This window comes from Streptomyces violascens, from assembly GCF_014649955.1.
GTDB lineage: Bacteria > Actinomycetota > Actinomycetes > Streptomycetales > Streptomycetaceae > Streptomyces > Streptomyces violascens.
Genome location: NZ_BMUA01000019.1, coordinates 49,502 through 69,901 on the forward strand (window position 1 = coordinate 49,502; position 20,400 = coordinate 69,901).

Below are 20,400 nucleotides of genomic sequence, written 5' to 3' on the forward strand. Positions count from 1 at the left end.
GCGCAACCTTTGGCCGAGAACTGTGACGTGTCAGGCAGTGGAACTCTGCTGAGCCGGGCGGTCCCGCTGGGGCGAGCCCCCCAGTGCCGCCGCGAGCGCCCGCGCGGTGGCCGTATTGCAGTGCCCGAGGATGACGAGCGGGGGCGCACCGAAGTCCCGCCCGAGCGAGGGCAGCGTGATGCCGTGCTCGGCGAGGGCGGCTCGCAGCTCCATGACGACCTTGTACGTGTCGTCGCGGCGCGGCGCGAGGGGGGCGGGCTTGCTCATGGGGGTGCCTCCTGTGAGTGCGGTGTGTGACGAAGCCCTCACAGAGTGGTGCCGGGTCCATTACCTTCGGAAGGGGTTCACGTTGCGCTCGACAACTGGCAAACGGTGGTGGTGAGTTGTGCCCTCTCGTAAGGAACCTGACGCGTCGGCGAACGTCCCGTCCTTCTATGGTGCGGAGCTGCGCTACAAGAGGGAGGCCGCAGGTCTCACGCTCGAACAGTTGGCGGACGGCAGCTTCAGAGGCATCCCGTTCCTGAGCCAGATCGAGCGCGGCGAACGCCGGATGCCCCTCGACTTGGCCCAGCACGTGGACGAGAAGCTGGGGACGGACGGCTTTTTCGAGCGGCGCTGTGAAGACGCGCGCAAGGCGAAGCAGTCGGGGCATGCGGAGTACTTCGTGGATGTCGCGGAGATGGAGCGGCATGCAGAGTCGATTGAGGACTGGGCGCCCACGCTCATCCCAGGCCTGCTGCAGACGGAGGCGTACGTCCGGAAGGTCATTCAGAGCGGGGCTCCATGGCTGCGTCCAGCAGATGTCGAGAAGCAGGTGCAGGCCCGGCTGGAGCGCGCAAAACTCTGGGAGTGCGAGGACCGCCCAGCGTTCTGGGGCGTCCTGCACGAGTCGCTGATCCGCAACCCACTGCTGCCGCCCGGGGAGATGGCGGAGCAGTCGGACCACATCGCCCACGTGGTCCGCTCCACACAAAGCGTTCTGCAGATCCTTCCGGAAACCGCCGGTGCCCACCCGCTGATGATGGGCGTCATCAAGGTTATGACCTTTCCTGACGCTCCACCGGTGATCTACATCGAGAGTCAGCACAGCGGCCAACTGATCGACTATCCGGCCCTCGTGAAGGACTACCGCAGGTCGTACGATCTGCTCAGGGCCGCGGCGCTACCGCCGGAGACGTCCCTGGCCATGATCGAGCAAGCGGCGAAGGGCTACCGAAATGGCAAGCACAGAGCTTGACTTGAGCACCGCCCTGTGGCGCAAGAGCAGCTACAGCAACGCGACCGGTGGCGACTGCGTCGAGGTCGCCGAGGGTTTCCTCGGGGCGGCGCGCTGGCGCACGAGCAGCTACAGCAACGCGACCGGCGGCGAATGCGTAGAGGTCGCCGACAACCTCCCCGGGGTCGTTCCCGTCCGGGACTCCAAGGTGCTGGGCGGACCGGCGATCGTCATCGGGGCCGGGGCCTGGGCGCCCTTTGTCGCCGGGGTGAAGGCAAGCTCCCTCGGGGGCTGAGACGAGGTGTCCGCCGCCACGCCGCGTCGGTAGGCTGTGGCCCCATGTACGGCTACGACCAGAATCCGGGCGCACAGCAGCAGTACGCCCCGCCCCAGCAGCAGATGCCGGGCGGGTACGGGGAGCAGCCGCTGTACCCCGAGCCGTCGCCGCCCTCGCTCGCGGACGCGGTGCGGGCCTTCACCACCGGGTCGCTCTCGGCCGAGGACTTCCAGCAGATCTTCGCGGGGGCCCGGGTGTACTGCCCGCGCGGTGACAACCCCGGGTTCCTGGCGCTGCACAACACCCAGCAGCCGGTCATCCCGATGTTCACCTCGCTCAAGGAACTGCGCCGGTACGCGGGCAAGGAGTCCAAGTACTTCGTGATCACCGGCGCCGAGGTCATCGACCTGCTGCCCACCGGGTACGGCTTCGTGCTCGACATGGAGGGCGACCACCGGATGGTCTTCGACGCGAAGGCCGTGGAGCAGATGGTCGACTTCGCGATGCGGCGGATGTACGGGTAGCCGTGGTTCCGACGTCCTGAACGGCCTCGCATTCGGGCCCGTATCCCTTGGGGTACGGGCCCGAAGTGCGTCCGGGGCCGGGCGGGAATGGGACCGCCTTGCAGGATGTTCACCATTCAACTACTTTGGATGCAGAGCATCCCGCAAGGAGGGCCGTCCCATGCCTGCTGCCGGAGGGCGCCTCGGCGCGGCCGGGTCACGTACCTGATCGACGGCACCTTCGTGCACCAGGACTCCAACGGGGGCGGCGGCACCATCACCGACGGCGACACCCAGTGGATGACGGCGGGCTCCGGGCTGCTGCACATCGAGGCGCCGCCGGAGTCGCTCGTCATGTCCGGCGGGCTCTTCCACGGGCTCCAGCTGTGGGTCAACCTGCCGGCCGCCGACAAGATGAAGGACCCGCGCTACCAGGACATCCGGGGCGGCCAGGTCCAGCTGCTCACCTCCGCCGACGGCGGCGCGCTGCTCCGGGTCATCGCGGGCTCGCTCGACGGGCACGAGGGGCCGGGCATCACGCACACCCCGATCACGATGGTGCACGCCACGCTGCGGCCGGGCGCGTCCGTCACGCTGCCGTGGCGCCCCGACTTCAACGGGCTCGCGTACGTGCTGGCCGGGCGCGGCTCGGTCGGGGCCGAGGGAAGGCCCGTTCACATGGGCCAGACCGCGGTGTTCGGGGACGGCGGCTCGCTGACCGTCCGGGCCGACGAGCGCCAGGACTCGCACGCGCCCGACCTGGAGGTCGTGCTGCTCGGGGGCCGCCCGATCCGCGAGCCGATGGCCCACTACGGGCCGTTCGTCATGAACACGCGGGCCGAGCTGGAGCAGGCCTTCGAGGACTTCCAGAAGGGACGCCTCGGCACGATCCCGGCGGTCCACGGCATGTGAGTTCCCCGGACCCCGGGCTCCGGGTGCCCGCCGGGGTAGGGGCGTGGCGTGCCGTCAGTCGTCGCGGGAGGCGCGGCCGTTGTAGTGGTCGCGCCCTGCCTGGTACACCCGGGTGTTCCCCGACGCGTGCGCTTCGAGCCGTACGGACGGAGCCGGGGGGCGCTCCTCGGGCGGCAGCGAGGCCCGGGAGGAGTCAACTCTCCCTCCACAAGGCCCTCCTGGCGGTTTCGCGGTACGCGAGGGCGGTTGTCGGCCGGCCACGAGCGACCCGGCGGTACCTGACGGCCAGTCACCCATGTGGACCGCAGCTGAGGCGGACGCGGGCGCGCCGTGGTCCGCTGACAGGGTGGACCCACGCCCCCTGCTCCCCGAACCCGCCCGGCGGATCGGGGCGTGGTGCGTGGTCGTGCTGCTCGTCACCGGGGTCGTGGGCGTCGGTGCCTGGCTCTGCGTCGTGTTCAAGACCGCCGTCACTCCCGTGCTGCTCGCCCTGCTCGGGACCGCGCTGCTCGGGCCCGTACACCGATGGCTGATCCGGATGAGGCTCAGGCGGTCGCTCGCCGCCGCGCTCACCTGTGTCGCGCTCGTCGGGGTGGTCGGCGGGGCCGGGTACGTCGTCGTCAGTGCGCTCATCGACACCGGGGACCAGATCGTCGCCTCGCTCAAGCAGGCCGGGCAGTGGGTGGCCGATCACTTCGGGGTGGCCGGCGGGGACGGCGTCACCAACCTCGCCGACAACGCCAAAAAGCTGCTCTCCAAGTTCGGGGCGGGCGCCGCCAGCGGGGTGCTCGAAGGGCTCAGCCTGCTCGGCTCGCTGCTCGCCACCAGCGTCCTCGCGCTGCTGCTCACCTTCTTCTTCCTCAAGGACTCCGACCGGGCCGTCGGCCTCGCCCACTCCCTCGCCCCGCGCGGCGCCGGCGACACCGTCGAGGCCATGGCCCGCCGCGCCTTCGAGGCGGTCGAAGGGTTCATGCGGGGGACCACTCTCATCGCCTTCATCGATGCCATCTGCATCACCGTCGGGCTGCTCGTCCTTCGCGTGCCCGGGGCCATCGGGCTCGGCGCGCTCGTCTTCATCGGGGCGTACATCCCCTACCTCGGCGCCTTCGTCTCCGGGGCGGTCGCCGTGCTCGTCGCGCTCGCCGACCGCGGGTTCGGCATCGCGCTGTGGACCCTCGGGATCGTCCTCGCCGTGCAGCAGCTCGAAGGGCACATCCTGCAACCGGTGATCCAGAGCCGTACCGTCCAGATGCACCCCGCGATGATCATGATCGCGCTGACCGCGGGCGCCAGTGTCGCGGGCCTGATCGGCATGCTGCTCGCGGTGCCGGTCGCGGCGGCCGCCTTCGCCGTGCTGGGGGAGCTGCGGAAGCGCTACTCCGACGGCGACGGGCCCGCATCGGACGTACCCGGCGCACCCGTCCCACCCGACTCGTAGAGCTCGAACCAGATCGACTTCCCGTCGCCCCTCGGGTCCACCCCCCACGCGTCCGCCAGCATCTCCATCAGGATCAGGCCGCGGCCGCTGGAGGCCATTTCGCCGGGGCGGCGGCGGTGCGGGAGTTCGTCGCTGGCGTCGGCCACCTCGACGCGCAGGCGGCGGGTGCCGAGTTCGCCCCGCGCCTCGGCCACGAGCAGCGCGTCGCCGTCCGTGTGGACCAGGACGTTGGTGATCATCTCGGAGATCATCAGGACCGCCGAGTCGACCTGCTCCTCGTCCGCCCAGTCGTGCAGGAGTTCGCGCAGCTGGCGGCGGGCGCCCGCGATGCGCTCGGGTTCGGCCTGGGCGATGGTCAGCGCGGTGCGGCGGACCGCGGCGGGCGGGGCCGTCCCCGCGCCGCCGGCGACGTTGCGGCGGAGCAGCAGCAGCGCGATGTCGTCCTCGCGGCGGTCCACCAGCGGGCCCGTGGTGTGGTGCGAGGACGGGCCGTGCACGGCCTGGACGAGTTCGTCGGCGAGCTGCTCCAGGCTTTCGCCGGTGTGCTTCTCCAGGACCGGGCGCAGCCGCGTCCAGCCGCTGGCCATGTCGTGGCCGCCGGTCTCGATCAGGCCGTCCGTGCAGATCATGATCGTCTCGGCGGGGTCCAGGACGAGCCGGGTCGTCGGGTAGTCGGAGTCCGCCTCGATGCCGAGCGGCAGGCCGCCCGCGGTGGCGCGGATCAGGGCGGTGCCGTCGGCGGTGCGGATCACCGGGTCGGGGTGGCCGGCCCGGGCGATGTCGAGGGTGCCGGTGGCCGGGTCGACCTCGATGTACAGGCAGGTCGCGAAGCGCGGCGCGTAGTCCTCGTACCCGTCGCCGTAGGGGTCGGGCACCCCGTACGACTCGGCGATCCCGTACAGGAAGCGGGAGGCGCGCGAGAGGACCGCGTCGGGGCTGTGGCCCTCGCTCGCGTACGCCCTGAGCGCGATGCGCAGCTGGCCCATGAGGCCGGCGGCCCGCACGTCGTGGCCCTGTACGTCACCGATGACCAGCGCGAACCTGCCGCCGCCGGCCCCCGTACGGGAGCCGGGCAGCGGGATCATGTCGTACCAGTCGCCGCCGACCTGGAGGCCGCCGCCGGTCGGGACGTAGCGGGCGGCGACCGTCATGCCGGGGATCTCCGGGCCGAGCGTCGGCATCATCGCGCGCTGCAGGCCGAGCGAGAGCTCGCGCTCGCTCTCCGCCTCGCCCGCGCGGGCCAGGGCCTGCGCGAGCATGCGGGCCACCGTGGTGAGGACCGACCGCTCGTCGGGGGTGAAGGCGACGGGGTGCTTGAACGCGGCCATCCAGGCGCCGATGGTGCGCCCCGCGACGATCAGCGGGACGAACGCCCAGGACTGGCGGTCGAAACGCTGGGCGAGCGGCCAGGTGGCGGGGAAGCGGCGCCGGTACTCCTGCGGCGTCGGCAGGTAGATGGCCCGTCCGTGGCGTACGACGTCGGCGGCCGGATAGTCCATGTCGAGCGCCATGTCCGCGAACGGGCCGTCGTCCCCGGGGTTGTGTCCGTGGTGGCCGATGATCGTGAGGCGGTCGCCGGCCACCCCGAACACCGCGAGGCCGTCCGGCGAGAAGCCCGGCATGGACAGCGAGGCGGCGACCCGCAGGACCTCGGAGGTGGAGCGGGCCTCGGCGAGCGCGCGGCCGGCGTCCAGGAGGAAGGCCTCGCGCGAGCGGCGCCAGTCGCCGGTGATGGAGGGGTGGGCGGCGGTGGTGCCGGGCTGCGGCTCGGCGACCTCCTGGATGGTGCCGATCAGGAGGTAGCTCTCGCCGTTGGCGATGGGCTTGGAGCGGCTGCGTACGGTGCGCAGGACCCGGCCGTTCTCGTCCATGATCCGCAGCCGGACCTCGGCGAGGGTGCCCTCGGCGACGGCGAGGTTCACGATGCCGTCGACCTCGTTCCAGTCGACGGGGTGGAAGCGGGAGCGTACGGCGGCCTCGCTCAGGGTGGCCGGCTGTGCGGGCAGACCGAGGAGCCGGGCGGCCTCTGCGTCGAGGGTGACCGTCCCGGATGCGTTGTCCCAGCGCCACAGGCCAGTCGCGATCGCGGCCAGGACGTCCTCTGTGCGCATTGCCCCTATTTAAGAAGATCCCGGGACCGGCCGCCACCGAGCGTGGCCGACCGGGGGCGCCCGCCGCCGAGACCGCGCCCGCAGGACCGGGCGGTAACCTGGACTGGTTGATTCCCGCCTGTCTCGCGAAGAATCTCGCGAAGATCGCGGCCACGGTTCGCGAAGAATTGGATGAATGATGCACCGGTACCGGTCCCACACCTGCGGCGAGCTCCGCGCCTCCGACGTCGGCAGCGACGTCCGGCTGAGCGGCTGGCTGCACAATCGCCGAGACCTGGGCGGCATTCTCTTCATCGACCTGCGGGACCACTACGGCATCACGCAGCTGGTCGCCCGGCCCGGCACGGCCGGCGCGGAGGCCCTGGACAAGCTGTCCAAGGAGACCGTCGTACGCGTCGACGGCAAGGTCGTCTCGCGCGGCGCCGAGAACGTGAACGGTGAGCTGGCGACCGGCGAGATCGAGATCGAGGTCGGCGAGGTCGAGGTGCTCGGCGCCGCCGCGCCGCTGCCCTTCACGATCAACGCCGAGGACGGCGTGAACGAGGAGCGGCGCCTGGAGTACCGCTTCCTGGACCTGCGCCGTGAGCGCATGCACCGCAACATCATGCTGCGCAGCGCCGTGATCGCCTCGATCCGCTCGAAGATGGTCGCGCTGGGCTTCAACGAGATGGCCACCCCGATCCTGGCGGCGACCTCCCCCGAGGGCGCGCGCGACTTCGTGGTGCCGTCCCGGCTGAACCCGGGCAAGTTCTACGCGCTGCCGCAGGCCCCGCAGCAGTTCAAGCAGCTCCTGATGATCTCCGGCTTCGACCGGTACTTCCAGATCGCGCCCTGCTTCCGCGACGAGGACGCCCGCGCCGACCGCTCGCCGGGCGAGTTCTACCAGCTCGACGTCGAGATGAGCTTCGTCGAGCAGGAGGACGTGTTCCAGCCCATCGAGAAGCTCATGACCGAGCTCTTCGAGGAGTTCGGGGGCGGCCGCCACGTCACGTCGCCGTTCCCGCGGATCCCGTTCCGCGAGTCGATGCTGAAGTACGGCAACGACAAGCCCGACCTGCGCGCCAAGCTCGAACTCGCCGACATCACCGACGTGTTCGAGGGCTCGGAGTTCAAGGCGTTCGCGGGCAAGCACGTGCGCGCCCTTCCGGTGCCGGACGTGGCGGGCCAGTCCCGCAAGTTCTTCGACGGGCTCGGCGAGTACGCCGTCTCGCTCGGCGCGCAGGGCCTGGCCTGGGTGCGGGTCGGCGAGGACGGTTCGCTGTCCGGCCCGATCGCGAAGTTCCTGACCGACGAGAACGTCAAGGTGCTCACCGAGCGCCTCGGCCTCGTCCCCGGGCACGCGGTGTTCTTCGGCGCGGGCGAGTTCGACGAGGTCTCCAAGATCATGTCGGGCGTACGGGTCGAGGCCGCCAAGCGCGCCGGGCACTTCGAGGAGGGCGTGTTCCGGTTCTGCTGGATCGTCGACTTCCCGATGTACGAGAAGGACGAGGAGACCGGCAAGATCGACTTCTCGCACAACCCGTTCTCGATGCCGCAGGGCGGTCTTGAGGCCCTGGAGAACCAGGACCCGCTGGACGTCCTGGGCTGGCAGTACGACATCGTCTGCAACGGCATCGAGCTGTCGTCGGGCGCGATCCGTAACCACGAGCCCGACATCATGTTCAAGGCGTTCGAGATCGCGGGGTACGACCGGGAGACCGTGGAGCGCGAGTTCGGCGGCATGCTCAAGGCGTTCCGCCTCGGCGCCCCGCCGCACGGCGGCATCGCGCCGGGCGTCGACCGCATGGTGATGCTGCTCGCGGACGAGCCGAACATCCGGGAGACCATCGCGTTCCCGCTGAACGGCAACGCGCAGGACCTGATGATGGGCGCGCCGACGGAGCTGGACGAGTCCCGCCTGCGCGAGCTGAACATCGCGCTGCGCAAGCCGGTGTCGGAGAAGTAAGGGGGCTTCCCCCCTTTCCAACCCCCTGGGCCGCGGCTCGGGGGGTTGGTTCGTCCGAGGCGTGCGGAGAGGGGGCGCCGGTTCCTCCCGGCACCCCCTTGCTCCCTCAGTTCTTCGAGCGGGCGAAGAACTCCACCTCCGCTATTGCTACTTGCTTGTCCTTCGCCGCGCCGAACGCCGAGCGCAGGATGATGCGGACCGAAGCCGCGTTGCGTACGCGGACGTCCACGCGCTGCACTCCGCCGTCGTTCAGGGTGCGGTGCGACGTGTGCTGCTTGCCGCTGGAGTCGGTCACCACCAGGTCGAACTCCTGGGGGCGGGCCTGTTCCGACTGCTGGCCCTGGCGCTTCGACGTGCCCGGGGTGATCAGCAGGGCCAGGAGGTCGGTCGGCTGGCCGAACGTCGCCTCCAGGTACGTGCCCGCCGCGTCCTCCGCGTAGCCCGTGCCCCACCACGTGTTGGAGTAACTGTCGCCCGCCAGGGCCGCCTTGTGGTTCGGGTCCTCATGGGAGGCCGTCCACAGCGTCGGGTGCACGGCCACGCGCTTCGCGAAGTGGTCCTGTACCGCCCTTGCCGCCGGGGGGCCGCCGATTACCCCTCCTACGACGACGGCCACGACTGCCGCTGCTATCAGCGCCCTTGCTATCCAGCGCTTCCTGTCCCTGTGCAGCGCGGGGCGCTGGCCCGCGTACGGGCCCGTCGCGTTGTCCTCGCGGCGCGGGGTCAGCGGGGTCGCGCAGCTTCGGCAGAAGTTGCGGTGCTGGTGGTTGGGGGTGCCGCAGGCGGGGCAGGGCGTGCCGTTTTCCGGGGCGGGGGTGTGGGGTGCCGTGCGGACCTTGGGACGGGCTGCCTCCGGGCGGCCGGGGAGCACCGATCCCGGGGCCTCGGGGGGCGGGGTCGCGCTCGGTGCCTGTACGGGTACGAGGAGGGCTCGCGCGGCGTCTGCCGCTGAGGTTGCCCGTGCCTCGGGGAGGGGGGTGGTGTCTCCCGCGCCGTCCGCCACGGCGGGGATGGGGGTCGTCACGGCTTCCGGGGTCGCGGGCGCGGCCGGGCCGGCGGGGTTCGCACCCGCCGCGGGAGCGGGCTCGGAGGGGTTGGCCGCGTCCCGTTCGGTGCGGTCGGGGGCGGTGTCCGGGGTTCCGGCGGGCGGGGTCGCGCCCTCCGCGGCGGCGGCGGGGCCCGCCGGGGCAGCGCTCGCAGCCGGGGCCGGCGAGCCGGAGCCCCCCGGGCCTTCCGGGGCGTCCGGGGCCGCGTCCCCCGAAGGGGTCCGGTCTGCCGAAGGCGTCGTCGGGGTCGTCGGGGCGCTCCAGCGGAGGAACGCTCCGCAGGAGTCGCAGAACGACTGGCCCGTGGCTCGGGCCGGGGTGCCGCAGTCGGGGCAGGGGACCATGGCCGGGGTGGACATGAAAGGTCAATTCCCTTCGTGGGTAAGGGTTTTCGCGGATACCTCGGCCGTGAAAGGGAGGTGGGCGGGTCGGGCCGCCGCCACCACCGCCTGCAGGCGGTGCGGGTCGACGGTGGACGGATCGGAGACGTGGAGGGTGACGCGGAGGGACGGCCTGGGGGCGCCCGGGAAAGGGCCCAGCGGGCGGGCCGACCACGTCGCCCCGCCGCTCTCGGTGATCTGGGGGCGTACCCCGAAGGCCAGTTGGACCGCCCGGGCCAGGCCCTGGGCCGTGCCCCGGACCCGGTGCAGGGACACCGCCGTCGCCACGGCATGACGCCGGATCTCCAGGGGCTCCGTGCCGTCGAGCTCCGTGCCGACCCAGCCCGTCAGCCAGTCCACGAAGTCCTCGGGGGCCAGCGCCGGGTCGAAGTACGCCTCCAGGCAGTCCAGGACGTTGAACAGCGGGGCCAGGACCACGTCCAGGCCCTCGACGAAACGCTGGGCGAAGTCGTCGTCCGCGTACACCGCGGGCAGCTCGGCGCCCAGCGGGTGCGACGAGCCGAGCCCCTCCACCGATCCCCGCGCACTCATCGCGCCTCGATCACGCGCACGCGGTGGTCGAAGGGGAAGAGGAGGGCCGAGGGGGAGAGTTCGATCCTGTCGGTGGCGTCGCCCCGGCGGCCTGTCAGGGGGTCTGCCGGGTGCAACAGCACCTCGTCCACCAGTTCCACGCCCGGGACCCTCTGCAGTGCCGCGAAGATCTCGCCCGCCCTCAGCGGGCGGCCGAACGGCCAGCCCGTGCCGTGGGCGCCGCCCGTCAGCGGGTCCAGGTAGGAGTACAGGGCGTTCAGCGCCTCGTCGCGTACGTGGTCCGCCTTCGCCGCGCGGAACGAGTGCAAGGTGGCCACCACGGTCACGCCCTGGTAGAACGGCGGGCCCACCGCCAGGCGGGTGCCCAGGGGGCGGCGGTCGTCCAGGAAGGTCGTCACGCGGCCCAACAGCTCGTCGCCGGGGACCAGTTGCTCGAAGCGCAGGCGTCCGCCCCGGTCGGGGACGGCCTGCGGGACGACCAGGACGCGTACCGCGTTGTCGCCCGACTCGGCCGCGTCAGCCGCCAGGCACGCGATGCGGGCGGTCTCGGGGGCGGCCCGGCGGGCCAGCTCCTCGTAGTCGCGGGCGGTCACCGCGCGCTCCTGGGCGCGCAGCGCGATCGGCGCGCGGGTCTTCGCCTCCTCGACGGTCTCGCCGTCGACGCCGCCGCGCGCCGCCTCCCGGTTCTCCACGCGGGAGATGTACGGAATCGAGCTGCGCAGGACCTGGATGGAACCCCGGGCGACGTTGCCGGATCGGCCGCCGCCGGTGCCGTAGCGGGAGGCGCGGATGGCGGCGCCCTTGATGGGGACGGCACCGAACTGCCGTACCGTGCCGTCCGGTTGGCGCACGGAGGGGCCGAAGGCGATCTCGCCCGTCGCCGCGTCCAGGGTGAAGTGGCGGTCGAAGGGACCGGAGGAGGCGAAGTCGTCCACGGCCTCCCACTCCTCCCAGCCCTCGCCCGCCGAGATCTCCAGGCGTGCGCCGCCGACGACGGGCGCGTTCGCCAGCATCAGCCGCTGGCCCGGGACGCCCTCGGAGTCGCCGAGGGACTCGTCCCGTACGGTCTCGGCGTGCGAGACCCGGGTGGTGCCGCCGATGGTGAACGCGGAGGCGCTGCGCACCGTCGGCGAGACGCTGTAGAACGGCTGGCCGGGGGCGGCCTCGACGACGCGGCAGCGCAGCCAGCCCGCGTCCAGGCGGCCCATCCGGGACACCGCGTGCGCGGCCGGCATGTGCAGGACGACCTCGCCGGGGCGGTTGAGACCACCCGTGGTGTCCTCGGCGACCTCGCACTCCGTCCAGCCGTCGGCCGTCCACGCCTCCCACACCAGGGGAGGCTGGCGCGGGTCGACACCGACACCGTCGACGCGGCTCTCCATGCGCACCGCGGCCGTGCAGTTGGGCAGGGCCGCCGACAGGCCGAAGAGCAGCACGTCGCCGGGGAGCGGGCTCGGGCTGAACACCGAGACGTCGGTGCCGCCGAGCACGTCCTGCGAGCAGTCCTCGGGTGCCGAGCCGGTGGGCTGGCGCAGTACGTGACTGAGGCTGCAGGGCACGATCGTGAGATCGTCCTCGGTCGCGAAGACCACCGCCTCCTCGGTCTCGGTGCGGCCGGTGGCGACCTCGGTGCCCCGGGGCAGCAGGACCGGCTCGGTCTGCGGCGCGGACAGCCAGAACGTCACCGACGCTTTGGCCGCCGACGGCGGGAACAGCGTCACGCCGAGCAGGTCGAGGAAGGCGAGCTGGTTCTTCTCGGGGACCCGGTTGAGCCGGTACACCAGCTGGTCAGCCATGTGCGCGACGGCTTCGATGAGGGTGACACCCGGGTCGGAGACGTTGTGGTCGCTCCACTCGGGGCAGCGCTGCTGGATGTAGCGCTTGGCGTCGTCGACGAACTGCTGGAAGCGGCGGTCGTCGAGATGGGGTGCGGGCAGGGCCATCAGTGTCGTTCGCTTTCGCGGGCCGTGGGGCCTGGCTGGTCGCCGCCCTCGGAGGGAATCACATAGAAGGGGAAGACGAGGCTGCGCGGGTTGTTGGTGCCGCGCACGGAGTACCGCACGTCGATGTGCAGCACGGTCGGCTCGTCGGGCGCCGGGGTCACCGTGACCTCCTCGACCTCGATCCTGGGCTCCCAGCGGTCGAGCGAGGTGCGCACCTCGTAGCGGATGCGCCCGGCGGTGGCGTCGTTGACGGGCGCGAACACCAGGTCGTGCACCGCGCAGCCGAACTCGGGACGCATGGGACGTTCGCCCGGCGCGGTGGCGAGCACCAGGCGCATGGACTCCTCGATCTCGCGGTCGCGCCGGGCCAGGGCGATGCCGCCGCCCGGGTCGGTGCGCATCGGGAACGCCCAGCCGGCCCCGACGAAGTGTTCGCTCATCTCAACTCTCCTAGATGATCGGCATGCCGTTGGACAGCGGGGCCGGAGACGTCAGCTCGATGGCGGCCGCTCCGCTGATGGCGACGGTCGCCGCGGTGATGCTGGCGTTCGCGATCGCGGTGATGGCCGCCTCGCCGGCCGCGTTCAGCGACACCGCGCCGCCCGCGACGACGGACGCCTCGCCGCCGGCCTTCACGTCGAAGGCGAGGCCCGCCTTGACGTTGATGGCCATGGCGGCGTCCATCTCGATGCCGGCGCCGGCCTTCAGGCTCAGCAGGCCGCCGGCCTTCAGGGACAGGTTGCCGCCCGCCTCGATGTCGACGCTGCGCGTCCCCTTGATCTCGACGCTGCCGTCGCTGCTGATGGTGAGGGAGGTGCGGGCCTCGTTCAGCTGGATGTGCAGCCGTCCCTTGCCCGTGCGAAGGCGGATGCCGCTGGAAAGCCGGGCCGCCCCGCCCTCTTCGAGCAGCTCGACGGTGTGGCCGCTGCGGGCGGTCAGGGAGCGCCAGTTGATCTGCCCGCTGGTCGGGTCGACGACGGGGATGTTGTCGGGCTCGCGGGTGTGCTTGTCGATGCCGTTGTAGAGCCCCGCGATGACGTACGGGTGCTCCAGGGAGCCCCGGTCGAAGGCGCAGAGCACCTCGTCGTTGACGTCGGGCAGGAGCAGCCCGCCGCCGCCCTTGCCGCCGAACTGGGCGACGCGGCACCAGTCGCTCTCGTACGTCTCGGACAGCCACGGGAAGCGCAGCCGGACCCGGCCGAGCCGCAGCGGGTCCTTGGTGTTGGTGACCAGGGCGATCGCGACGCCCGGCATCGGGGGCGCCTGGTCGGTGCCGCCCGAGGCGAGCCCGTACAGCGAACGGAACTGGCGGCCCGAGACGTTGAGCCAGGTCGTGTACTGCTCGCCGGACGCGAAGACATGGCGCACGCCGGTGGCCGTGTACTTGCCCTCGAAGGGGAAGCCGGCGCCCTTCACGGCGATGGGGGTGCCGGGCTTGAGGTCGGGGTTGCCGGTGACGGCGACCTCCAGCTCGGCGAACGCGCCGGTGACGTCGTCGGCCAGCGCCTTCGCGGCGCCTGTGACCTCGGACAGCGTGGTGTACGGGATCTGCGTGGCGGTCAGCTCGGCCGCGCCGAACGGGGTGGTCACCGCGGCCGGGGTGATGTCGGCGACGATGTCCTTGCTCGTGACGGCCGGTGCGGGCGCGGCGAGCTGGCGCTTGGTGCGCATGTCCCAGCCGCGCACGTTGACCTTCTTGACCTGCCCGGCCGACGTCATCGCGATCCGGCTGTGCAGGGTGTTCGTGCCGAAGTCGAGGACGTACGGGCTCTGCGCCGCCGGGGTCGTGTCGGAGGGCGCCCCGGAGGCGGGCTTCAGCTCGGCGAAGTTGAGCTTGCCCATGTTGTCGAAGGACAGCCGCACGTCGTTCTCGGCGGCCAGGCGGGACAGGAAGTCCCAGTCGGTGATGTTGGGCTGGGTCGCCAGGTCGTACACCGTCGGCGTCGAGTCGATCTTGCCGAGCGCGAGGCCGTTGAGGCCGGCGATGCGCCGCACGATGTCGGACGCGGTCATGCTCGGGTAGCCCGCGACGCGGCGGTTGCGCAGCAGCCGGTGGCCGGGGTCGTAGCCGCGCACGACGAGCTGGCGGCCGGTGCCGGGCTCGGCGTCGACCTCCAGGGCGGTGATCTCGCCGGTCAGCATCGGGTCGCCGCGCCGGCTGTCGGTGAACGGGCTGAGCACCACCTTCGCGCCGATCTTCAGCATCGGGTACTTGGTGGTGACGACGCCGTCCTTGTCGCTGAAGGTCAGCTGGAAGGCGGAGGGGACGTTGACGGACGCGTCCACCCAGCCCTCGATGAGGCGCACGGCCAGCGGGTCGGGCAGGACCGTCCCGTTGATCTGGACGTGCAGGACGGTGGTGAAGGTCTTCTCGCTCACGCGGCACCCTCCGAGGAAGCGGGCAGGAGCAGCTCGGTGCCGGGGCGCAGCCGCATCGGGTCGTCGATCTCGTTGGCCTCGGCGATGACCCGCCAGCGGGTGGCGTCGCCGTACTCGCGCCAGGCCAGCGAGGCCAGGGTGTCCCCGGCGACCGTGCGGTGCACGCGGCGCGCGGACAGGGCGCCCGAGGTCGGGTTCTGGCCCTTGGTGTTGGTCGCGACCTCGGTCAGCGAGAGCGTGCAAGTAGCCCGCAGCGGCATGCCGTTGGGGCTGAACAGGGTGTAGTTGGCGTTCACGCTGGTGACGTACGCGGTGAACTGGACGGTCGAGAACGAGCCCCAGCTGAACTTCACGAACGGCGGCGAAGGCGCCTTCGAAGCGATGCTCTGCGGGGTGACCTCGCAGCACGAGAGCAGCAGGTCGACCTGCTTCTGCACGGTGTTGGAGCTGGGCGTGCCCGACGCGTCGAGGAACACCTCCAGCTGGAGGGAGGCGGGCTGCGCGCCGGTGAACTTGGCCGGTGCGCCCCGGGTGTAGGCGATGGCCGGCATGACGACCCAGGTCGACGAGCGGCCCAGCTGCACCTGCGACGGGTTGAACTGGAACTTGACCTCGCCCATGAGCCCGCCCATCGCACCACCGAGGTCGGTGGGCGGCTGGTGGATGGCGAGGGTGGCGCGGGACAGACCCGCGGCCTTTCCTCCGGTCGGAGCGGCCATTGCTCACGCACCCCCTGCGTCGGTGAAACCGTGGTGGGCGATCTCCAGCGTCTCGGTGGCCACGCTCGGGCTCGCCGGGTCGAGGCTCGGGCCCGTCCAGCGCACCGGCAGCACCTCGATGAGGCCCCACTGCGCGACGATCGAGCCGTCCGCGCGCAGGGCCGCGATCTGAGCGGTGGGCCGGGTGATGCCGGAGGCGAGCGAGGAGATCCAGGACGCGACCTTGGAGGTGTCGGCGGTCAGCGGGCGGGTCAGCCGGATCGTGGAGAACGTGACCCGGGTGGGCAGCTGCCACACGAACCCGTTGTTGCCGCCCTCCTGGCGCTGCTCCACCTCGACCTCGGACGCGAGACCGTCACAGCCGTTGAACAGGCCGAGGTTCTGGCCGTCGATGGTCAGCTTGAAGAAGACGGTGGAGCCGGGGTCAAGGGTGGAGGGCATGGGGGTCTTCCGTCGGTAGGAGTTGTCAGGGGCTGTTTACGGGCGGGGGGCAGGTCAGCGGTCGCGCAGGCGGCCGATGCGTTCGCGGTCCCCGCGGAGTTCGGCGCGGAGCAGGCGCGAGAGCGGGGCGACCAGGCGTCGGGCCAGGGCGTCGATGTCGGGGGCCTGTTCGGCGGGCCCGGCCGCCGACTGGGGTGAGGTTGCCGGGGCGGCGGGCGTGGTGGCGGGCGGGGCCTGCGGGGTGGCCTTCCGTTGCACGGAGGGCTCGGGCTGCCGTTGTACGGGTTGCGGCGGGGCGGGTGCCGGGGCCGGTGCCGGGTTGTTCCGTCGTACGGGGACGACGGGCTGCGGGGTCGGCTTTGCGGCCCGCTGGACGGAGGGCTGAGCCATGCCGCGGGGGGCCGCGGGGCGGTGCAGGGGGACGACGACCTGGCGGGTGTCGGGGGTGGGGGATGCCTGCTTGAGGGGGGTGGGGGCGGCGGTGGGCGTACCCGGCGTCGTGCCGGCCGGACCGGCCGGAGCTGCTTGGTGCCGGGTTGTCAGGGGGCGGGACGAGGCGAGCGGGGGGCCCGCAACCGGCATGCGCTGCAAGGAGGTTGGACGGGGCAGCTGGACCTTGCGGAGAGGGGTGGGCGGGAGTGCGGGCGCCGCCGGGGCCGCCGGTTCGGCGGGAGGGGTGGCCGTGACGGCGCGCTGGACGGCGGGCTGTGCAGGGGCGGGCGCGGTGCCCGGGGTTGCGGCGAGAGGGTTTCGCTGCGCCGACCCCTCCCCGAGGTCTCGGCTCCGCTGGACCAGGGGAGCCCCCAGGGGCCCTGCGGAACGACTGCCGACAGCGGGGGTGCTGCCCGGCGCGGTCGCGCCCGGAGCGGCGCTCCGGGAGATGCTCGCAGGCGTACCCGGGGTGTTGTCCGGGGCGGCGGTGGGCGTGGTGTTCGGGGCTATCGGGGCGCCGATCAGGGGGCGGCGGCGGGCCGTGTCCGAGGCCGGGTTCTGGGTGCGGGTGACTCGGCGGACCATCGGCTTGCGCTGGACGGGGGGTGCCGCCGGGGGCGGGGTGGGGGTCCCCGCATCGGCGGGGGAAACCGACGCGGGGACGTTGGAGGGGCCGTCGGGGGCGACGGCGGGAGTGGGCGCGGATGCGGGCGCCTTGGAGGCCGGGCGCACCACGCCTACGGGGTCGAGGTGGTGGGAGGGGCGTACCGGGCGCGGGGCGGAGGTCAGGGAACGCCGGGTCGGCGCGGTGGCTGCGCGCTGAACCGGCATGGGAGCGGCGTCCGGGGCGGGGCGGCTCGGCGTGGCCCTGACTACGCGCGGCGCTGCGGGAGTTGCCCCGGATGCGGCACGGGGGGTTTCCGCCGAGCGGGGTCCCGTCGGGCCGGACGGGGGCACGACGGCACGCCGAGCCGATCCGGGTGCGTTCTCGGCGGGGCTGCCCGACGGGGCGCCCGGCGAGGTGACAGCCCGCTGTACGGGGGGAGTCGGGGCCGACACCGCATGCGTACGGGGCTGCTCCCCCGCCCCGTGCGAAGGTGCCGCGGCCCGCTGTACGGCGGGGGCGGCCGGGGCGGGGCCGTCGGCCGCGCCGGGCGGGGTCGCGGTGGCGCGCTGGATCGGGGGCCCGATGGGGGTGGCAGGGACGGGCTTGTCCGGGCGGGTGCGCGGCGGGGCGGCGGGTGCCGCCGGGGTGGGCGTGGCTCGCTGTACCGGGGGCGTGCGGGGGTTGTCCGCCGCCGAGGGGCTGGACGCGGTTGCCGCTGCCTGGCCGGGCTTGGGCGTTTCGCCGCGCACGGGCATGGCGGGAGGCGCTTCGGACTCGGGCGGGCTCACTGGTACGACTGCCCGCTGCACGGGGGCAGTCGCACCGGGAGCGCCCTGGCCGGCCGGTGCCGTGGCGGGGTTGTTGGCTGTGGGGCGCTCGGATGCGACCGCTCGCTGTACGGCGGGGGACGGCGCGGGGGTACCCGGGGTCGCCGGACTCTGCGTCGCACCCGGGCTGCTTGTCGTGCCGCGCACGGGCATGGCGGTGGGCGCGCCGGGCTCGGCCGCGCGCTGTGCGGGGGTAGCCGGTGCTGCGGGCGCTGTCGGCCCCGACGTCCGGGCGGGGTTTCGCGGCTCGGGGCGTGCGGGTGTGGTGGCCCGTTGCACGGCGGGGGGTGCGCTGGAGGCGGTCGAGCGTGCCGCTCCCGGAGCCGGGCCGGGGTTGGGCGTGGCCGGTTCTGACGGCGGGGCTGCGTTGTGCCCGCCCTTCCTCAAGGTCTCGGCTTCGCTCGGCCCGGGGAGACCTCGGTCGCCCTGCGGAGCGTCTGCCCGCAGCGGAGGTCGCGGTGTCGACTGACGGGGCTGCGCACGCTGCACGGCGGGAGCCGCGCTCGGCACGGCCGGGCTCTGCGGCGCCGAACCGGCCGCAGGCTCGACCGCCCGCCGCACGTCATCAGTTGAGCCGGGCGCGACCGGGGGCGGCGTCGCGGCGGGGTTTCCCGTCGGCGTACGCGGAGGCGTGACGGCGCGCTGCACGGCGGGAGCGGCACTGGACGCGGGCGGGTTGTTCGCAGGACCGGCCGCGGGCCTGACGGCCCGCTGCGCCGCAGGCGCGGCACTCGCCGGAGCCGAACCGACCGCCCCCGTAGCCGTACCCGGGTTGTTCGCCGGGCCGGCCGCAGGCTTGGCCGCTCGCGGTGCGGCGGGAGCCGCACTGGGGGTGGCCGAGGCCGCAGACCTCGCACCGGGGGTGGGCTCAGGAGCCCGCTGCGCAGCCGGAGCCGCCTCGGGCGCATCCGAACGCGCGGCAGGACCAACTGCCCGCCGTGCAGCGGGAGTTGACCCCATCGGACCCGGAGTCGGAGCCGACGTCGAAGCCGGGGCCGAACCGGCCGCCCGCGGCGCGGATCCGGATCCGCTCGCCGGAGCAACCGCCCGCTGCACCGGACCCGCAGCCGGGGCCGATGCAGGAGCCTGCGGCTGAACCGCGGCGGGGGCCGATGAGGAGGCCGCGCGCTGAATCGGGGCCGTGGCCGGAGCCGGGGAAGAGCCCGACCGCCGGCCCGGACCCGCAGTCGGGGCCGATGCGGAAGCCGCCCTCGGAACCGGGGCCGGAGCCGAACCCGTTTCCTCCGCGCCCGCCTCCGGCCCCCTCCCCGCCACCGGCAACCGCAGCAGCGGGAGCGGAAGCGGGGACGGGGAACCCGTGACCGGGGTCAGGGCGTTGTGGAGGACTCCGTGGGGGGCCGTGGGGGAGACCGCGTGGGTCAGGGGGCGGACCACCGAGAGGTCCTGGTGGGCGGCCAGGGTGGAGCCGAAGGCGCGCTCCGCCGTGAGGCGGGGGGCGGGCAGGGCGCGCTGCATCGGGGGTGCGGCGGCCCAGCCTCCGTCGCCCTGGGCGGGGGCGGGGGCAGGGGAGGGCGCGGGGCTCGCGGAGGCGGGGGCCGCAACCCCTTCGCCTTCCGCCGGCCGGTTACGCCGGCGCTTGAACAGGCCCATCCCCCGTCACCGCTCCCCTTCGCCTTGTTCCACCAGTGCCGCCACCCGCCGTACGTACGCCCGCCGGTCCGCATGCTCCAGGTCGAGGATGGAGTCCATGTCCCAGTGGAAGTGGTAGGCGAGGTACGCGGTCTCCTCCTCGATCCGGTCGGCCGCGTACGTCACGATTCCCCCAGGCGGCTCCCGGCCAGCTCGACCTCGAAGGACTGCTCGCAGTGCGGGCAGGCCACGGCCGCCCGGGTGTGCCCCTCGGCGTTGATCTGCCGGTAGAAGTCCTGGAGGAAGGCCAGGTCGGAGGCGAACATGTTCTCCACCGTGCCGTCGTGGACGTCACCGAGCGTGCCGAGCCGGGTGATGACCCGGCCGAGCAGGACCACCGACAGGTACGCCGGGTTCTCGCGGACCCGTACGTCCCGCAGCGGGACCAGCTCGTCGCGGGCCGTGGCGAGCCGCATGGCGCCGCGCCGGTGCACGGTGCCCGCGTCGTCCACGTACCCGCGCGGCAGCTCGAACTCGAACTCGGTGCGCAGGGTCTCCCGCACCCCGGACGCGACCGGGGTGTCCACCCCGGGCGCTCCGGCAACTCCAGGACCTTCGCGGCGCATTACTCGATGACCAGCTCTTCGAAGGTGATGGAGACCTGCTCCGTCATGGCGGAGGCGTCGCCGGCCTTGACCGAGCTGATCTCGACCTTGTTGCACCAGGCGTTGCGCAGGTGGTAGCGCTTCACCGGGTTGTCCATGTAGTCCATCATGATGATCGAGGCGTTCTTGCGGGCCGAGCCCATGTTGCCGTCGATGGACTGCTTGATCCACTCGGAGAACGTGGCGGACTGCGTGGCACCGCGCGTCACCGTGCACTCGCCGGCCTTCTTGACGCCGGGCAGCTTCTTGATGATCGGCTTGCCGTCGGCCGAGACCTGCTGGTACTCGATGACGTCCTGCTCCATCGAGAGGCTGCTGACCTCCTGCAGGTACTCGACCATGACGCCGTCGATCTGCAGGCCGAAGTTGTGTGTGGTGAGCGCATCACCGGGCTGAAGCGACATGCTGGGTTACTCC

Annotated in this window: 18 protein-coding genes and 1 pseudogene; 6 read left to right on the forward strand and 13 right to left on the reverse strand. The window is 72.7% G+C overall.

Annotation, left to right across the window (positions count from 1 at the left end; genetic code table 11):
• Positions 1 to 30: 30 nt before the first annotated feature.
• A complete protein-coding gene (locus IE206_RS29600; RefSeq protein WP_189967417.1) occupies positions 31 to 267 on the reverse strand; it encodes a hypothetical protein in 237 nt (78 codons plus the stop codon).
• A gap of 118 nt (positions 268 to 385) precedes the next feature.
• On the opposite strand from IE206_RS29600, the gene IE206_RS29605 reads away from it, so the two are divergent.
• From IE206_RS29605 to IE206_RS29625, 5 genes and pseudogenes are all read left to right on the forward strand, one after another.
• Positions 386 to 1,237, forward strand: coding sequence for a helix-turn-helix domain-containing protein (locus IE206_RS29605; RefSeq protein WP_189967419.1), 852 nt, complete (start codon positions 386 to 388; stop codon positions 1,235 to 1,237).
• Complete coding sequence (locus tag IE206_RS29610) at positions 1,218 to 1,511, forward strand: DUF397 domain-containing protein (RefSeq protein WP_189967421.1); 294 nt, start codon at positions 1,218 to 1,220, stop codon at positions 1,509 to 1,511. The genes IE206_RS29605 and IE206_RS29610 overlap by 20 nt, the downstream gene beginning before the upstream one ends.
• Positions 1,512 to 1,555: 44 nt before the next feature.
• A complete protein-coding gene (locus IE206_RS29615; RefSeq protein ID WP_189967423.1) occupies positions 1,556 to 2,017 on the forward strand; it encodes an SseB family protein in 462 nt (153 codons plus the stop codon).
• A gap of 180 nt (positions 2,018 to 2,197) precedes the next feature.
• A pseudogene (locus IE206_RS29620) lies at positions 2,198 to 2,908 on the forward strand (pirin family protein); the annotation flags it as partial.
• Between the two features lie 346 nt (positions 2,909 to 3,254).
• Positions 3,255 to 4,346: an AI-2E family transporter gene (locus IE206_RS29625; RefSeq protein WP_373301002.1), complete on the forward strand. Its 1,092-nt coding sequence runs from the start codon at positions 3,255 to 3,257 to the stop codon at positions 4,344 to 4,346.
• On the opposite strand, the gene IE206_RS29630 is transcribed toward IE206_RS29625, so the two are convergent.
• Positions 4,283 to 6,457, reverse strand: coding sequence for a SpoIIE family protein phosphatase (locus tag IE206_RS29630; RefSeq protein ID WP_189967427.1), 2,175 nt, complete (start codon positions 6,455 to 6,457; stop codon positions 4,283 to 4,285). The two genes, IE206_RS29625 and IE206_RS29630, sit on opposite strands and share 64 nt — an antisense overlap.
• Before the next feature lie 178 nt (positions 6,458 to 6,635).
• Between IE206_RS29630 and aspS the strand changes: the two genes are divergently transcribed.
• Positions 6,636 to 8,402, forward strand: a complete 1,767-nt coding sequence (aspS, locus tag IE206_RS29635; protein ID WP_189967588.1) for an aspartate--tRNA ligase — start codon at positions 6,636 to 6,638, stop codon at positions 8,400 to 8,402.
• A gap of 106 nt (positions 8,403 to 8,508) precedes the next feature.
• Here the strand turns inward: aspS and IE206_RS29640 are convergent, their stop codons facing one another.
• The 11 genes from IE206_RS29640 to IE206_RS29690 all read right to left on the reverse strand — a co-directional run bounded on the left by IE206_RS29640 (position 8,509) and on the right by IE206_RS29690 (position 20,387).
• Positions 8,509 to 9,807, reverse strand: a complete 1,299-nt coding sequence (locus tag IE206_RS29640; protein ID WP_189967429.1) for an NADase-type glycan-binding domain-containing protein — start codon at positions 9,805 to 9,807, stop codon at positions 8,509 to 8,511.
• A 6-nt stretch (positions 9,808 to 9,813) separates the two neighbouring features.
• Positions 9,814 to 10,380 carry a phage tail protein gene (locus tag IE206_RS29645; RefSeq protein WP_189967431.1) on the reverse strand — a complete coding sequence of 189 codons (567 nt, stop codon included), beginning with the start codon at positions 10,378 to 10,380 and terminating at the stop codon, positions 9,814 to 9,816.
• Complete coding sequence (locus tag IE206_RS29650) at positions 10,377 to 12,323, reverse strand: putative baseplate assembly protein (RefSeq protein WP_189967433.1); 1,947 nt, start codon at positions 12,321 to 12,323, stop codon at positions 10,377 to 10,379. Before IE206_RS29650 ends, IE206_RS29645 begins: the two co-directional genes overlap by 4 nt.
• Positions 12,323 to 12,763: a GPW/gp25 family protein gene (locus IE206_RS29655; protein ID WP_189967435.1), complete on the reverse strand. Its 441-nt coding sequence runs from the start codon at positions 12,761 to 12,763 to the stop codon at positions 12,323 to 12,325. The genes IE206_RS29650 and IE206_RS29655 overlap by 1 nt, the downstream gene beginning before the upstream one ends.
• Positions 12,764 to 12,773: 10 nt before the next feature.
• Complete coding sequence (locus tag IE206_RS29660) at positions 12,774 to 14,702, reverse strand: VgrG-related protein (protein ID WP_189967438.1); 1,929 nt, start codon at positions 14,700 to 14,702, stop codon at positions 12,774 to 12,776.
• Complete coding sequence (locus tag IE206_RS29665) at positions 14,699 to 15,421, reverse strand: CIS tube protein (RefSeq protein ID WP_189967440.1); 723 nt, start codon at positions 15,419 to 15,421, stop codon at positions 14,699 to 14,701. Before IE206_RS29665 ends, IE206_RS29660 begins: the two co-directional genes overlap by 4 nt.
• Before the next feature lie 3 nt (positions 15,422 to 15,424).
• Positions 15,425 to 15,862 (reverse strand): phage tail protein, encoded by a 438-nt coding sequence (locus IE206_RS29670; protein ID WP_053724988.1) that lies wholly within the window; start codon positions 15,860 to 15,862, stop codon positions 15,425 to 15,427.
• Between the two features lie 54 nt (positions 15,863 to 15,916).
• Positions 15,917 to 17,125 carry a hypothetical protein gene (locus tag IE206_RS29675; RefSeq protein ID WP_189967442.1) on the reverse strand — a complete coding sequence of 403 codons (1,209 nt, stop codon included), beginning with the start codon at positions 17,123 to 17,125 and terminating at the stop codon, positions 15,917 to 15,919.
• A gap of 2,220 nt (positions 17,126 to 19,345) precedes the next feature.
• Entirely contained in the window at positions 19,346 to 19,504 is a 159-nt protein-coding gene (locus tag IE206_RS29680; protein WP_162952566.1) for a DUF6760 family protein, read from the reverse strand.
• On the reverse strand, positions 19,501 to 19,944 hold the full coding sequence (locus IE206_RS29685) for a hypothetical protein (RefSeq protein ID WP_189967444.1): 444 nt from the start codon (positions 19,942 to 19,944) through the stop codon (positions 19,501 to 19,503). Before IE206_RS29685 ends, IE206_RS29680 begins: the two co-directional genes overlap by 4 nt.
• Positions 19,944 to 20,387: a phage tail protein gene (locus IE206_RS29690; RefSeq protein WP_189967446.1), complete on the reverse strand. Its 444-nt coding sequence runs from the start codon at positions 20,385 to 20,387 to the stop codon at positions 19,944 to 19,946. Before IE206_RS29690 ends, IE206_RS29685 begins: the two co-directional genes overlap by 1 nt.
• Between the last annotated feature and the right edge of the window lie 13 nt (positions 20,388 to 20,400).

Excerpts from the sequence above, each read along its gene's own strand:
- IE206_RS29600 (WP_189967417.1), bottom strand. The coding sequence starts at position 267 with ATGAGCAAGCCCGCCCCCCTCGCGCCGCGCCGCGACGACACGTACAAG.
- IE206_RS29610 (WP_189967421.1), top strand. The coding sequence starts at position 1,218 with ATGGCAAGCACAGAGCTTGACTTGAGCACCGCCCTGTGGCGCAAGAGC.
- IE206_RS29615 (WP_189967423.1), top strand. The coding sequence starts at position 1,556 with ATGTACGGCTACGACCAGAATCCGGGCGCACAGCAGCAGTACGCCCCG.
- IE206_RS29630 (WP_189967427.1), bottom strand. The coding sequence starts at position 6,457 with ATGCGCACAGAGGACGTCCTGGCCGCGATCGCGACTGGCCTGTGGCGC.
- aspS (WP_189967588.1), top strand. The coding sequence starts at position 6,636 with ATGCACCGGTACCGGTCCCACACCTGCGGCGAGCTCCGCGCCTCCGAC.
- IE206_RS29640 (WP_189967429.1), bottom strand. The coding sequence starts at position 9,807 with ATGTCCACCCCGGCCATGGTCCCCTGCCCCGACTGCGGCACCCCGGCC.
- IE206_RS29645 (WP_189967431.1), bottom strand. The coding sequence starts at position 10,380 with ATGAGTGCGCGGGGATCGGTGGAGGGGCTCGGCTCGTCGCACCCGCTG.
- IE206_RS29650 (WP_189967433.1), bottom strand. The coding sequence starts at position 12,323 with ATGGCCCTGCCCGCACCCCATCTCGACGACCGCCGCTTCCAGCAGTTC.
- IE206_RS29655 (WP_189967435.1), bottom strand. The coding sequence starts at position 12,763 with ATGAGCGAACACTTCGTCGGGGCCGGCTGGGCGTTCCCGATGCGCACC.
- IE206_RS29665 (WP_189967440.1), bottom strand. The coding sequence starts at position 15,421 with ATGGCCGCTCCGACCGGAGGAAAGGCCGCGGGTCTGTCCCGCGCCACC.
- IE206_RS29670 (WP_053724988.1), bottom strand. The coding sequence starts at position 15,862 with ATGCCCTCCACCCTTGACCCCGGCTCCACCGTCTTCTTCAAGCTGACC.
- IE206_RS29675 (WP_189967442.1), bottom strand. The coding sequence starts at position 17,125 with ATGCCGGTTCAGCGCGCAGCCACCGCGCCGACCCGGCGTTCCCTGACC.
- IE206_RS29685 (WP_189967444.1), bottom strand. The coding sequence starts at position 19,944 with ATGCGCCGCGAAGGTCCTGGAGTTGCCGGAGCGCCCGGGGTGGACACC.
- IE206_RS29690 (WP_189967446.1), bottom strand. The coding sequence starts at position 20,387 with ATGTCGCTTCAGCCCGGTGATGCGCTCACCACACACAACTTCGGCCTG.